Here is a 13424-nt window from a genome sequence, read left to right on the forward strand (position 1 = left end):
ACTCAGCCGAGTGATGCGGTGATCATGTCCTCCATCGCCGAGGCGGTCAGCCCCCGCCACTGCCGTCGTGACGGTGCGGACGGAATCCGCGCGCCGCGCACTTTGGCCAGGGCCACCTCGGTGATGGGGGCGTGCTGAGGAAATGCGGTCAGCGCGCGGCGTCCTGCTTCCTCCTTGCCGATGATCTCACCGGTTGCAAGCGTATGATGCATCCGCGCGGGACCGAGTACACACCACGCGACGGTGCCGGCTGAAAGTCCCCGCGGGGACGTCACGAGTCGACGAAGCAGCGTTCCCGGGGTGCGCGACGGACGGCCGCGCAGCTGTGCGGCCAACGGAGTCCAGTACTCGCGCAGATTCCTACTGATCCACGGGCGAAGCGCCTCCGGCTGCGCATCGACATCCCACTCGGCGATCGGTCGTCCCCGAACCGTGATCCCGCCGTCGACGAGCTCCTTCCAGACCACCGGATTGACGTCGAACGCGCCGTTCGCATCGAATATCTCACCGGTATGGGAGGCGATCGGCCGAATCTCGGTGACGGGGCGACCGACCTCGGATTCGGCGATGAAGACCGTATTGCAACAGGCGCTCACACCTCGCCCGCGCGCCGCCCCGACCACTAAGCGGGGCACCTGCGAGAGGTGAAGCAGGCGCAGTCTCCGGATGAGATCCGGCCGTGTCCGGCACTCATCGGCGATGAACGCGACGAGGTCGATGTCGCTGCGGCCCGGTCGATAGGCACCGAGCGCGATCGAGCCGGTGACAGCGCAGGCGATGATGCCGCCGGGCAGGATCCGATCGGCAAACCGGAGGTAGGACCTGATTGCGGTTGCGGCATCTGGTGGCAGCTGCGTGGACATGCAAACAGCGTAGACCTCACCCACATCCGAGCACGGTTTCGTCGCCGCGTCCCACGCAGGGGCGCGGCGACGACGCAAGCTACGTGGAGGGTGGGCCGGAGGGACGAGATCGCCGAGGTTGTAAGACCGGATCGACCGGATCGAGGCGGAGGTCACGTCCGGCTCCTGACATTTCCCTGGCCCACGCCTGCGAACAGCCCGACGAGCCGATCGAGACCCCGGTCACGGGCATGTGAGAGCACCGCTGGTGACCGCAGGACGTTCAGCGAACTCTGACCGCATGCACACGGACCCATGACGATTCGTTGTGGCGAGAATAAGTCACCTCGAAGTCTCTCTTCATTGAACAGGGCCGATCGGTCCGTCAGTGTTGTGTGGGGCGATTCCACGGCACCTTCTGCACTGGTGTTCCTGTGCCGATCACAGGCCAAACGCCGCAGAACACAACACAGATGCCGAGCACCAGGAATCGCCGACCGGGTCGATGACCCGATCAAGAGAAAGTGAGAACAGATGAAACGTGCGCGCACTCTTGCGGTGACTGCACTGTCCGCCGCCGTCCTCGCCGGGGGAGTCACCCTCGCATCGGCGACCTCGGCTTCGGCCGGCCCGATCTCCGGAGACGTTGAACAGTCCGGCGAATCCCAGGATGCCGGCTCGACCGGCGGAATCGACGACCCGGATGAGCTGAGCGAAGAGCAGATCGACAATGCGCGCACGATCATCGGTGTCGGCAAGGGTGCGGATCTGTCCGAGCAGGCGCAGAAGATCGCAGTGATGACCGCACTGCAGGAGTCGAGCCTCAACGACCTCGACGGCGGTGACCGTGACTCCGCCGGCGCGTTCCAGCAGCGACCGTCCGCTGGCTGGGGTTCGACCGACGAAGTCACCGACACCGAGTACGCATCGAAGGCCTTCTACGGAGTCGACTCCGGAACCGACAACCCCGGGCTGACCCAGATCGACAACTGGGAGAGCATCGACCCCGGTGACGCCGCCCAGGAAGTGCAGCACTCAGCCTTCCCTGACGCCTACGACAAGTGGGAGCCGCTGGCAGAGAAGCTCGTCGACGAGAACCAGGACGTCGACTCCATCGACTGACGCACACTCAATGGGGCATTTGGCCCCACGCGGATTGGTTCACCGACTGGTTCAAAGTGCAGGTGCCCGGCATTTGTGCTGGGCACCTGCACTTTGAACCAGTCGGTGAGTGAGTCTCCCGGCCGCCCCTCAGGCCAGGGCGCCAGCGGCGAGCCGGCGAACCACCTCGGTGAGGTGATGGAGACCCGAGAGGAGATCCTCGTCCTTCGTGAACTCGGCCAGGCTGTGCGAGACCCCGTCGACGCTGGGAATGAAGAGCATGACGGTGGGCACCTCGTCCTTCATGTTCGTCGAATCGTGCCCGGCCACGGTCATCACCTTCGCCGAGGTGAGTCCCAAGTCCTCGGCCACAGTGCGTGCCAGCTCGACCCCGTCCTCGGAGTACGGGTTCTGATCCCAGCTGTGCTCGGCGACGATCTCGATCTCTACGCGATCATCGGCGCTGACCTGGGCGATCGTGGCCATGAGCTTCTCATGGGCGGCGGCGATCACCTCGGCGCTGGGAGAGCGCAGATCGAGCAGCAGGCTGACCTCGCTGGCGACGACGACCGGGGAATTCGGGTAGACGGTGAGCTGACCGCACGCAGTGTGCAGAGCACCGGGCTCGAAGTCGTCGACGAGCTCTCGTGCGGCCACGACCAGACGTGCCGCACCGAGCAGAGCATCCTGACGATCGGCCATGAGCGTCGACCCGCTGTGCGCCTGTGCGCCTGTGACCTTGAACTCGTACTTGTGGGCAGCCCACGTGGCATTGACCAGCCCGATCGTCACCCCGTCCTCTTCCATGCTGCGGCCCTGCTGGACGTGGATCTCCGCATAGGAGGCGATCATCGGGGGCGTGTAGTCTCCGCGTTCTCCCAAGTCATCGAGCGCCTCGGCGACGGTGACTCCAGCAGCATCACGCGTGGTCAGAGCAGCTTCCAGCTCGGCCTTGCCGGTGAAGACATTCGATCCCATCATCGAGGGCTTGAACCGGGAGCCCTCTTCGTTGAACCAGTTGACCACGGCGAGGTTGAACTTCGCCTGCGACGGGTCTGCCCGCAGCTCATCGGCGATCGCGAAACACGCATGCGCCGATGCCATCACCCCGTACGCGCCGTCGAAACGGCCAGCTGTCGGCTGCGAATCCATATGCGAACCCGTGAGGACATACGGGGCACCGGGCACGAGCTCGAGGAGCCCGAACTGATTGCCGATCGCATCCCGGTGGACGCTGAAACCGTGCTTGATGAGCAGGTCTTCGAACCATTTGCGTTGCTGACCATCGGCGGCGCTTGCGGCCTGCCGGTCCACCCCGTTCGTGCCCTCGACGGCACCGAAACGCGAATGCACGGCCCAATCGGCGAGGAACTCGGCCTCGCGATCGGCGCTGATCAGAGAAGGTGAAACGGTCAAAGCGGGTCCTTTCGAGACGGTGTCGCGGGCGGGTGGTCCACGACTGAGAGGGGGAGGGGTGCGGCGCCGGCGGTGCCGGTGTCAGGTGGGAGGAGCCCACAGCGGTGGGCACGCGGGATGGATCAGGAGGTTTCGTTGGCGTCGGGTGGCATCGTCGCCGGATCGATGAGCACATGGATGAGCGCGGGTCCGCCGTGGGCAAGTGCTCTGTCGAGGGCCGGCCCGAAGTCCTCGGTCGTTTCGACACGTTCCCCGTGCCCGGTCAGCCCGGATGCGGAGGTCCCGTCGCCGTTCATGGACGCTCTGCTCGCCGAGGCGGCCCCGGAGCTGCTGAGATCGAATGCCGACATCCACGCCGCGAAGTTCGGGTTGACCATGCGCGTGCCCGAGGGGCGTCCCGGATAGTGATTCTCCTGGTGAGACACGATCGTGCCGTACACGCCGTTGTCGACGACGATGATGAGCGGTGATCCGCCGTGGGCGAAGGCCGTGGCGATCTCCTGGCCGTTCATGAGGAAGTCCCCATCGCCGCAGACCGCGACCGCACGCCGCTCCGGGTACGCCAGGGAAGCCGCCACCGCGGCGGGAACGGCGAGACCCATCGCCCCGTTGCGGGCTCCGACGAGGCTGGCCGGGCGCTCATGCCGGATGAACCGGTGCCCCCAGATCGTCGCATTGCCGGCTCCATAGGTGAGGATCGCATCCCCGCCGAGGCGGTCATCGAGAATCCCGAACGCCACCCCGAGATCGACCCCGGCACGGTCCGCGTTCTCCGGTGCCGCCTCGGCGTCGGGGCGATGAGCGGCGAACCGGAACTGCACGTCCGTGCGCCCCTGCATCCACTCGTCCGTTCGGGTTCCGCGCAGCTGGCTCGCATCCCGAGCCGCGCCGGCTTCGGTCCTGGTCAAGGCTCGAGTGAAGGAGTCCGGGGAGGCGATGATGTGCGCATCGATGCGCCCTGCGTGCTGGGTGGCCTCCATATCGAGGGAGACGAGAACGGTTTCGGCGTCGAAGCCGATCGTGTACCCGTCGCTGGCAACGTCGGAGCGGGTGCAGCCGACGAAGACGACGAGGTCCGCCTCGGCGAAACCGGCCGCCACGGCATCGGCGCGACCGTAGCCGAGCCATCCCGCCCACGCCGGCGAGGAATGCGGAATCGCATCGTAGGCGCGCCAATCGCAGAAGATCGGCACCCCTGCCGAGGCGGCCAGACCGGCCAGCTCGGCTCCGCAGCCGTTGTGCCACCCATCCCCGCCGAGGACGAATGCGGGACGCTCGGCCGCCGCGATCCGCGAAGCCAAGCCATCGATGACGGCGGGGGCAGGGGTCGGTGGGGCCACCTCGGCGAGGGTCGGGGTGGGAGCCTCGGTGAGCCGGACGAGGACATCCTCGGGCAGGCCGACGACGACGGGGCCGGGGCGACCGGATGCGGCGATGCGCAGCGCATCGGCGGTGATCTCACCGGCACGGTCCTCGTCATCGATGGTGAGCACGCGCTTCGCCGTCGACGAGAACCACTCGGGAAGGCTGAACTCCTGGAAGGATTCGCGGGAGCGATCGTTGAGCGGGACGAGGCCGACGAAGAGGACGAGTGCGGTCGCGTCCTGCCAGGCGGTGTGGACGGAGATCATCGCATTCGCCGCTCCCGGACCGCGGGTGACCATGGCGATTCCGGGACGGCCGGTCAGCCGGGATTCGGCCAGCGCCATCAACCCGGCACCGCCCTCCTGCCTGCACACGACGGTCTCGATGTTCGCGTCGTACAGTCCGTCGAGGACGTCGAGGTAGGACTCACCGGGGACCGCGTAGACGCGCTCGATGCCCGCGCTCTCCAGGGTGTCGACGATGAGGTGGCCGGCGGAACGCGACATGGTGGGGGTGTCCTTTCGACGATCGAACGGTGTGAGGTCCGGGGCGCCCAGCCCGGTGTCGCGCTGGGTTCTCAGCGCTGTGCGGTTCTCAGTGTTTGAAGCCGGGCAGGTCGACGCTCAAGCGGGGAGCGACAAAGCCGGCGAACGCCGTGAACAGGGAGAGGAAGACGAGCATCGCGGCCGCCGGCCACCAGTGGTCTCCGGCGGAGGCGACGAAGCTCGTGGCCAACAGCGGAATGAACCCAGAAAGCATGCCTGCGGCGTTCTGCGCCATGCCCACACCCGTGTAGCGGGTGGTGGCGGGGAACAGTCCTGTGAGCACGGTGCCCGATGCCGCGTAGGGCAGGGACAGAGTGGACACGGCCAAGGTCATGGCGATGACGACGAGGACCGGGTTGCCGGACTCGAACATGAAGAACGCGGGAACCGCGACGACCGCCGAGGCGATTCCACCCCAGAGGATGACCTTCGAGGCTCCGAACTTCGTGCCCAGGGCACCGCCCCAGATCAGGGCGAGGATCTCGACGGCGGCGGCGACCATGCTGCCGAGCAGGAGGAGCGAATCGTCGTAGCCGAGGACGTTGACGCCGTACCAGACGCAGAATGCAGTGACGAGGTAGAAGCCGCCGACACCGAGCAGGGCGGCTGCCATGCCGATGATGATCTGCTTCCACGAGTCACGGAAGGTCGTGCGGATGGGACTTTTCTCGACCTCGCCGGACTCTTCGAGCTGACGGAAGACCGGGGACTCCTCGAGGCGGGAGCGGAGGTAGACGGCGACGACGAGCAGCGGCAGGGCCACGAGGAAGGGGATCCTCCAGCCGAACGAGTCGAAGCTGTCCTGTGAGAACACCAGGGTCATGATGAAGAAACCGCCGGAGGACAGGATCGTGCCGATCGGGGAGCCGATCTGCGGGATCGCCGCATAACGGGCACGCAGGTGGAGCGGGGCGTTCTCGACGACGAGCGTCATCGCGCCCGACCATTCCCCGCCGACGAAGAGACCCTGGAGGATGCGCAGGAGCACGAGCAGGGCGGGGGCGGCGAAGCCGATCGCGGCGTAGGTCGGCAGGAGGCCGATGAGTCCGGTGACGACGCCGATGCCGATGATCGTGATGAGCAGGACCTTGCGGCGCCCGATCTTGTCGCCCATGCGGCCGAAGATCAGACCGCCGATGGGACGAGCGGCCAGCCCGACACCGAAGGTGGCGAAGGAGGCCATGGCGGCGGCCGTGGCGTTCTCGCTGGTGAAGTACTGGACGTTGAAGACCAGGGCTGCCGCTGCCGAGAAGAGGAAGAAGTCGTACCACTCGAGGGCGGTGCCGATCAGGGCGCCGGCGGCGACCTTGTTCGCGTCCTTGATGCTCAGTTCCGTTGTGGCAGTGAGCTCGGTGGACGCCGTGGTGTTCTGCTCGCTCATGGATTATCTCCGTCGAGTCCGGGGACCTGGGCCTGGTCGGCCGAGTCCGGGTGCGGGTGGTGCAGCGGTCGATCATTGCGATCGACCGGCAGGTCTCGACCTTACAGAGTGCCACATGTCCTGATCCAGGCACATTTGTCGCCGAAAAGCGTGCAGTGCTTGTGCAGATGCACATATTCTGGACGCTGTGATGGATGAACAGGATGGAATTGCGGGCACACGACAGCTTCGAGACCGTCCGGAGCCCGGAGACGAACGCCGCTGGCTCGAGCTCCTCGACGCTCTCGATCTCGATGAGCTGACCGATCGGTTTATGACCCGCGTCGTCACGGTCTCCGGCTACGATCCCGCACCGATTCCGGTCTCGGAGCTGCGGCGGACCGGTCGGCGCTCCTTCTCCACCCTCATCGAGGGACTGCGATCCGGTGGGTTCGACGGGCCAGTGGCGGTTTCGACCGAGGTCGGGGTCTCCCGGGCGCGGGCAGGAATCCCGCTCGAGGCGCTCATGACCGCGATCCGCCACGATTTCAACGTGCTCTGGGAAGTGCTCACCCGAGTGGCGAATCAGAAGGATGCGGAACTCGTCATCAGGCACACCGGCATCGTCTTATCCACCGTCGACGAATACGTCTCGCAGGTCCAACAGGCCTATACCGCCGAGCGCACTCGGATGCGCGCGGAAGAGGATTCGGTGCATGCGGGCCTCATCGCGAGTCTCTTCGATGATCCCGATCCCACCGCGGAGCGCCTGTCGAGGATCGCGACCGGGCTCGGTCTCGATGTCGACTCACCGCTGCTCGTCGTCGCCACCACCGGGGACGATGTCCGGGCCCTGCGGGTGATCATCTCCGATCATGTCCGCGCGGGCGGGACCATGTTCACGCACCACCTCGGCGAGGTGCTCATTGCGTTCACGCAGGTTCCAGGAGGTGCGGGCCCTGCTTCCACTCCGGTCGGGGGCGGAGCCGGCCACACCTCGGCGGCGCTCGCCGGCAAGATCGCCGAGGCCAGGGTGGGATATGTCCGCGCCGACGGGATCGGCACCCTGCGGCGGTCGGCGTTGACCGCGCGTGACCTCGCCGATGTCATCGCCGCTGATGAGACAACTGCGATGACGTGGCGCAGCGGGTGGGCAAGGTTGGCCGCACGGTCGCTCAATGCGGCCGGCAACCCGATCCTCGCCGATGTCGATTCGGCATTGTTCGCCTGCGGTCCGGTCGAGCGGGAGCGCCTCGTCGAGGCGGTGCAGGTCTACCTCGCTTCGGGGAGCATCGGTGCGTCTGCCGCGCAGCTGTTCTGCCACCGGAACACTGTGGCGAATCGTCTGCGCCGTTTCGCCGACCTCACGGGAGTCGATCCGATGATCCCCGCTGAGGCGGCCCGCCTCGTTGTCGGTTGGGCGTGAATGTGGGGGTGCGGCGGCGCCTCGACGCGTCGATCAAAGCGGCGCGCAGATGTCTACCCGTGCACGGCGTGACATCCGCGTTGCGGCTTGAACGAGGGGTCCGGGCCGCGCATCAGGACTGCGGCAGGCCGGTGAAGCTCTGCCCGTGCGGTCCGGTCAGAGCGACAGCTCGGCCGTCGACGCTGAGCACGAATCGCCCATCGGGCTCGATCCCGAGTGTCTCGAGCTGAGCGCGAGTGTCAGGCAGAACGCCGGCGCCCTCATTGCTGATCCACACGACGTCGTCGCGCGATTGCATGAGCGAAGCGAAGCGGGCACGCGCCTCGGCGTCGACATAGGCCAGCACCGCACTGTGGAAGACGATCGGTTGGGTCCCGGCTGGCACCTTGGCAAGCAGGGATTCGACGGTGTCGAGCAGGTCGCCGCGGACGAGATGCGGGGGATCGGCGGCCGCGATCGAGGCAGCGGCGAGGAGGCGCTCCCGCCTCGCCTCATGTTCGGGCCAGATCAGCGACGTCAGCCATTCCCGCTGGTCACCATCGGTGATATCAAGGGGATTGAGATCGATTCCGGCGCGCCACGCGACCTCGGGGAGGCGGTTCGGCACGGCAGTGTTCGTCAGTTCGCATTCGAGCACGACCGGGCTCGGAGCGTCCGCAGGGTCGAGCGTCGTCGACTTCGCGGATGAACCGGACGACCAGGCCGCCTCGGTGACGGTGAACCGGTAACTGTACCGGTCGGGATAGAGGCAGAGTCCCGCTGAGGCGCCTACCTCGATGAGCGCAAGCGGTCCTGGAACCCGTGCGAGTGCTGGAAGGAGCGTCGCGCAACGACCCGCCTCATTCGTCTGGGTCGACCGGGCGAGCATGAGCTCGCGTACCTTCGCCCAGTCGTCGAGCAGCCATGTACGCGGGTCAGCATAGGAGCCTTCGCCAGCGCCGAGGTGGCGGGCCGCGGCGAAGAGAAGGTTGGCTTGGCGCTTCGGTCGGGGAAGCTCGAGCAACAGGGCGATGACCTCGTCATCGGCGGCCACGCCTTCAGCCCAAGCGGTATAGATCGGGGAGGTTCCAGACGCCTCGAGGCGGGCGAACTTGCCGTAGTAGTCGCGCAGAGTCTCGGCTTCGAGCTCGGTCATCGGCTGCATGTCGCCCCCTCGCAGTGGTATCCGCGCCTCAGTGACTTCATCGTACCGACCAGTTGCCCGACGGCGAGCGGGCAACCGAAACGTCGTTCAAGGCGGAACGCGGAGGTCGAGTCGAGCACGGTTCGACATCCGAGCGCCGGCAGAATCGAGCCGATTGAAGTCCCCGTCCCGGTATTCGGTACTTTTGCTGCGAACGCTAGGTCAGCCGCCCGCGCTGTCGTAATGTGTTGCCATCACGCGCCGACGACCATGTTCACGGCGCATCCCCGAGCCACCACCGTGGCCCGACCTGATCGAAGGAGATCGCATGTCATCCGAGGTGAGCCCGCCGACCAGCGGACAGACCCCCGCCTATTCGGCACTGGAGAAGAGGACCCTGCGCAAGGTCCTCATCCGTCTCATCCCGTTCGTCATCGCGATGTACTTCATCAACTACCTCGACCGGACGAACATCGGCATCGCCGGACCGGGCGGCATGAACGAAGACCTCGCGATGAATGCGACCCAGTTCGGGTTCGCTGCAGGCATCTTCTTCTTCGGCTACCTCATCCTCGAAGTGCCCTCGAACCTTGCTCTGCACAAGTTCGGCGCCCGCATCTGGCTCGCCCGGATCCTCATCAGCTGGGGCATCGTCGCCGCGGCCATGGCATTTGTGCCCAACCACGGCTGGCTCTACGTGCTGCGGTTCCTCCTCGGCGTCGCCGAGGCGGGATTCTTCCCCGGAATCATCCTCTACCTCACGTACTGGTTCCCGACCTCGATGCGCGCGCGGGCCACGGCTCTGTTCATGCTCGCCATCCCGCTCTCCAGCGTCGTCGGTTCGCCCCTGTCGTCGTGGCTGATCTCCAGCGGCAACTCGATCTTCGAGAACTTCGCCGGCTGGCGCTTCATGTTCATCATCGAAGGCGTGCCCGCCGTCCTCCTGGGCATTATGTGCATCTTCTATCTCACCGACCGCCCGCGGGACGCGAAGTGGCTGAGCGCCGAAGAGCGCAACTGGCTGCAGTCGACGATGGACGCAGAGGAGAAGAGCAAGGAAGAGACCTTCCACTACCCGGTCCGCCGGTCGCTGCTGCAGCCCCGCGTTTGGGCCCTGTCCTTCGTCTACTTCGGCATGGTCTACGGCCTCTACGCCATGAGCTTCTTCCTCCCGACGATCATCGCGGGCTTCCAGGAGTCCTTCGGCGTCGAGTACTCGATCGTCGAGATCGGCCTCATCACGGCCATCCCCTACGTCTTCGGCGCCCTGGCCATGTACTTCTGGTCCCGGCACGGCGACCGCACGGGTGAGCGTGTGTGGCACGTGGCCATCCCGCTGTTCGTCGGCGGTGTGGCGATCCCCATCGCCCTCTACCTGTCCTCGCCGTTCACCACGATGATCGCCGTGACGATCACCTGCATGGCGATCTGCGCCGCCCTGCCGACCTTCTGGCCGCTCCCGCAGACCTTCCTCGCCGGTGCCGGTGCCGCCGCGGGACTCGCGCTCATCAACTCGCTCGGCAACTCCGCGGGTTTCTTCGCCCCCTACATCACCGGCTGGCTGGCCGACCTCACCGGAACCCAGAATGCCGGCATGTGGGTCGTCGGTGCGGCCATGGTCGCCGCCGGCATCGTCACCCTCATCCTCCGGGCCGCACCCGCCCCCGATAACCTGGACGTGAAGCTGAAGTGACGGCCCTCGCGGTCACTTCACCTCGCCGAGGCGGTCCAACGCCGCCTTCGCCCCACAGATCCGAGGAGCAGAATTGACGACCCCGACGTCCACCGCACCCGACTTCCCCAGCCTCGACCCGGCGGCACTCGATGATCTTGCCGCACGACTGAGCCCGGGTGCCCTCACAACCGACCCGGATGTCATCGACGCCCACTCCAGCGACGAAGCCCTGTTCTGCCCTCGCGAGGGGGCGATCGCCCTGGTCAGGGCCGCCTCGGCGGAAGACGTCCAAGAGGTCATGGCCTTCGCCAGCGCACATCGGGTGCCGGTCGTCCCGCAGGGGGCGCGGTCGGGGATCTCGGGAGGCGCGAACGCCTCACCGGGAGCGATCCTGCTCAACGTGTCGAAGATGAAGGACGTCGTGGCCGTCAACGAGGCAGAACGTCTCGTCACCGTCCAACCGGGCATCATCAACCAGGACCTCAAGGACCACCTCGCCCCGTTCGGACTGTCCTACCCGCCGGATCCCGGATCGGTGGCACTGTCATCGATCGGTGGGAACATCGCAACGAACGCCGGCGGACTCTGCTGCGTGAAATACGGTGTGACCAGGGACTACGTGCGCTCACTCAAAGTCGTCCTCGCCGACGGGACCATCACCACGCTCGGCCCGCAGACGGCCAAAGGCGTGGCCGGACTCGATATGCGCCATCTCTTCATCGGCTCCGAAGGAACCCTGGGCATCGTCGTCGAAGCGACCGTGCGCCTCGTGCCCGCCCTGCCCGAACCATTCACTGCGATCGCGACCTTCCCGGATGAGCGCAGCGGACTGCAGACCGTCGCCGACTTCATGGCCGGCGGCGGAGTGCCGAGCCTGTTCGAATTCCTCGACGGAGCCAGCCTGCGCATGCTCAACGACTACGGCGACTTCGGCCTCGACGGCGATGCCGGGGCGATGCTCATCATGCAGGTCGACGACAATCCGACCGATGCGGAGGCCGCGATGTCGACCTTCACCGAGGTGGCCCAGCGCTGCGGTGCCCTCGACGTCGCGTACTCCGACGACCCGAGCGATTCCGCAGCTCTCATCACTGCACGGCGGATGATCCAGCCGGCCTACGAGAAATTCGCCAACGCTCACGGCGGCGGTCAGCTGCTCGACGATGTCTGTCTGCCGCGCACCGCCGTGCCCGAATTCTGTGACCGTCTGGCCGAACTGCGGTCATCATCCGGACTCGAGATCGCCCTCGTCGCGCACGCCGGCGACGGAAATATGCACCCATCGGTGTTCTTCGACTCCGGCGATGCCGCCGAGACGGCGAAGGCCGAAGGGGTGTTCGCTGAGATCATGCGCATCGGCCTCGAGCTCGGCGGCACGATCACCGGCGAACACGGGGTCGGGTTCCTCAAGCGTGCTTGGCTGCCGAACGAACTCGACGAAGGATCACGACGGATCCAGCTGGCCGTGAAGAACGCGCTCGACCCGCTGGGCATCCTCAACCCGGGCAAGATGCTCGCCGAGATCTGAGCGCAGTCGGACCGTCAGCAGAGGGCCCATGAGCTGCCGAGGCGCACACTCGAAGCAGGAGGCCGGCGGTCTTTCCATCGTCAGCCGGTGGCGAGCTCGCGCAGGGCTGTGACCGCATCCTCGATGAGTTCCTGCTGCGGGTGGCCCGGATCGCTGATCGCGTGGATGAAGCGGATCGGTTCGGGCGCTGTCAGCCGGATGATGGCCACTCCGGGAGGCAGGGGTTCGACACCGAGCCGCGGGAGAATCGTCAGACCCAAGCCCCGACTGACCATGTGCAGGGCAGTGGCGAAGCTGTGAGCCTCGTGCTTGAAGTGCACCGCCACCCCTGTGCGTGCGCAGGCGTCGAAGAGGATCGTCCGACACGGACCGTCTCCGGTGTCGTTGTCGATCCAAGGATGATTCTCCAGCTCGTCGAGGCTGACCTCCGGACGTGAGGCCAGGGGGTGATCGTCGGGCACTGCGACCACATACGGATCCTCGGTGAGGAAGTGGCTCTCCACCTGCGGTGAGAACACGGGATCCTCGGAATCTGCAATCACGACCTGGACATCGGAGTGGAATTCGTTCCAGGGACCCTCTGCCAGGTTGAGCTGCACGGCGACATCGGGATGGCGGTTCTCGAGGTAGGACACGAGTTCGGGCATCCACTGGGTGCCGGCCGTGCCGAAGCACCCGATCGACAGGCGTCCGATCCGATTCTCATGCAGGTCCGAGATGCGTTGTCCCAATCGCCCCGAGCTCTCGAGCACGGAGTCGACGTCGGACATGATCGCCGAACCGGTGTCGGTCAGGCACAGACCGCGTCCCTGTCGCTGAAACAGAGTCAGACCGGTCTCCTGTTCGAGGAGTTTGAGGTGATGGCTGACTGCGGACGGGGAGAGACTGAGATGCTGTGCGGCGGAACGGACTGACCCGGTGAGTGCGACCGATTTGAACGATTTCAGGTGAGCGACGTTGTACACAGTTGAACCGTACGCATATCACGAACAGTTGTGCAATATTGTGCGCTTTTCTTTCACGGTCGCGCGACGAATAATCGT

General features: G+C 66.0%; 10 protein-coding genes. 4 read left to right on the plus strand and 6 right to left on the minus strand.

The genetic code is table 11. The features are described 5' to 3' along the window. Positions 1-2 precede the first annotated feature (2 nt). Positions 3-863 carry a hypothetical protein gene (locus ACSBQT_RS05925; RefSeq protein WP_410709279.1) on the minus strand — a complete coding sequence of 287 codons (861 nt, stop codon included), beginning with the start codon at positions 861-863 and terminating at the stop codon, positions 3-5. A 513-nt stretch (positions 864-1376) separates the two neighbouring features. On the opposite strand from ACSBQT_RS05925, the gene ACSBQT_RS05930 reads away from it, so the two are divergent. Then, on the plus strand, positions 1377-1964 hold the full coding sequence (locus ACSBQT_RS05930) for a hypothetical protein (protein WP_410709278.1): 588 nt from the start codon (positions 1377-1379) through the stop codon (positions 1962-1964). Positions 1965-2093: 129 nt separating this feature from the next. Here the strand turns inward: ACSBQT_RS05930 and ACSBQT_RS05935 are convergent, their stop codons facing one another. The 3 genes from ACSBQT_RS05935 to ACSBQT_RS05945 all read right to left on the minus strand — a co-directional run bounded on the left by ACSBQT_RS05935 (position 2094) and on the right by ACSBQT_RS05945 (position 6650). Continuing rightward, positions 2094-3359: a M20 family metallo-hydrolase gene (locus tag ACSBQT_RS05935; RefSeq protein WP_410709276.1), complete on the minus strand. Its 1266-nt coding sequence runs from the start codon at positions 3357-3359 to the stop codon at positions 2094-2096. Between the two features lie 122 nt (positions 3360-3481). After that, complete coding sequence (locus ACSBQT_RS05940; RefSeq protein WP_410709275.1) at positions 3482-5230, minus strand: thiamine pyrophosphate-dependent enzyme; 1749 nt, start codon at positions 5228-5230, stop codon at positions 3482-3484. Between the two features lie 88 nt (positions 5231-5318). Then, positions 5319-6650: an MFS transporter gene (locus ACSBQT_RS05945; protein WP_410709274.1), complete on the minus strand. Its 1332-nt coding sequence runs from the start codon at positions 6648-6650 to the stop codon at positions 5319-5321. A 190-nt stretch (positions 6651-6840) separates the two neighbouring features. Between ACSBQT_RS05945 and ACSBQT_RS05950 the strand changes: the two genes are divergently transcribed. Next, positions 6841-8055, plus strand: a complete 1215-nt coding sequence (locus ACSBQT_RS05950) for a PucR family transcriptional regulator (RefSeq protein WP_435001094.1) — start codon at positions 6841-6843, stop codon at positions 8053-8055. 112 nt (positions 8056-8167) lie between these two features. Here the strand turns inward: ACSBQT_RS05950 and ACSBQT_RS05955 are convergent, their stop codons facing one another. Further along, a complete protein-coding gene (locus tag ACSBQT_RS05955; protein WP_435001095.1) occupies positions 8168-9199 on the minus strand; it encodes a DUF2332 domain-containing protein in 1032 nt (343 codons plus the stop codon). A 307-nt stretch (positions 9200-9506) separates the two neighbouring features. Here ACSBQT_RS05955 and ACSBQT_RS05960 point away from each other — a divergent pair, with 307 nt between their 5' ends. Continuing rightward, complete coding sequence (locus tag ACSBQT_RS05960; protein ID WP_410709271.1) at positions 9507-10871, plus strand: MFS transporter; 1365 nt, start codon at positions 9507-9509, stop codon at positions 10869-10871. A 73-nt stretch (positions 10872-10944) separates the two neighbouring features. Beyond that, positions 10945-12381 carry an FAD-binding oxidoreductase gene (locus tag ACSBQT_RS05965; protein ID WP_410709270.1) on the plus strand — a complete coding sequence of 479 codons (1437 nt, stop codon included), beginning with the start codon at positions 10945-10947 and terminating at the stop codon, positions 12379-12381. 80 nt (positions 12382-12461) lie between these two features. Here ACSBQT_RS05965 and ACSBQT_RS05970 read toward each other — a convergent pair whose 3' ends face one another. Next, the gene (locus ACSBQT_RS05970; protein ID WP_410709268.1) at positions 12462-13346 is read right to left on the minus strand and encodes a LysR family transcriptional regulator; all 885 of its coding nucleotides are present in this window, start codon (positions 13344-13346) and stop codon (positions 12462-12464) included. Positions 13347-13424: the final 78 nt, after the last annotated feature.

This window comes from Brevibacterium sp. H602, from assembly GCF_051172395.1.
GTDB lineage: Bacteria > Actinomycetota > Actinomycetes > Actinomycetales > Brevibacteriaceae > Brevibacterium.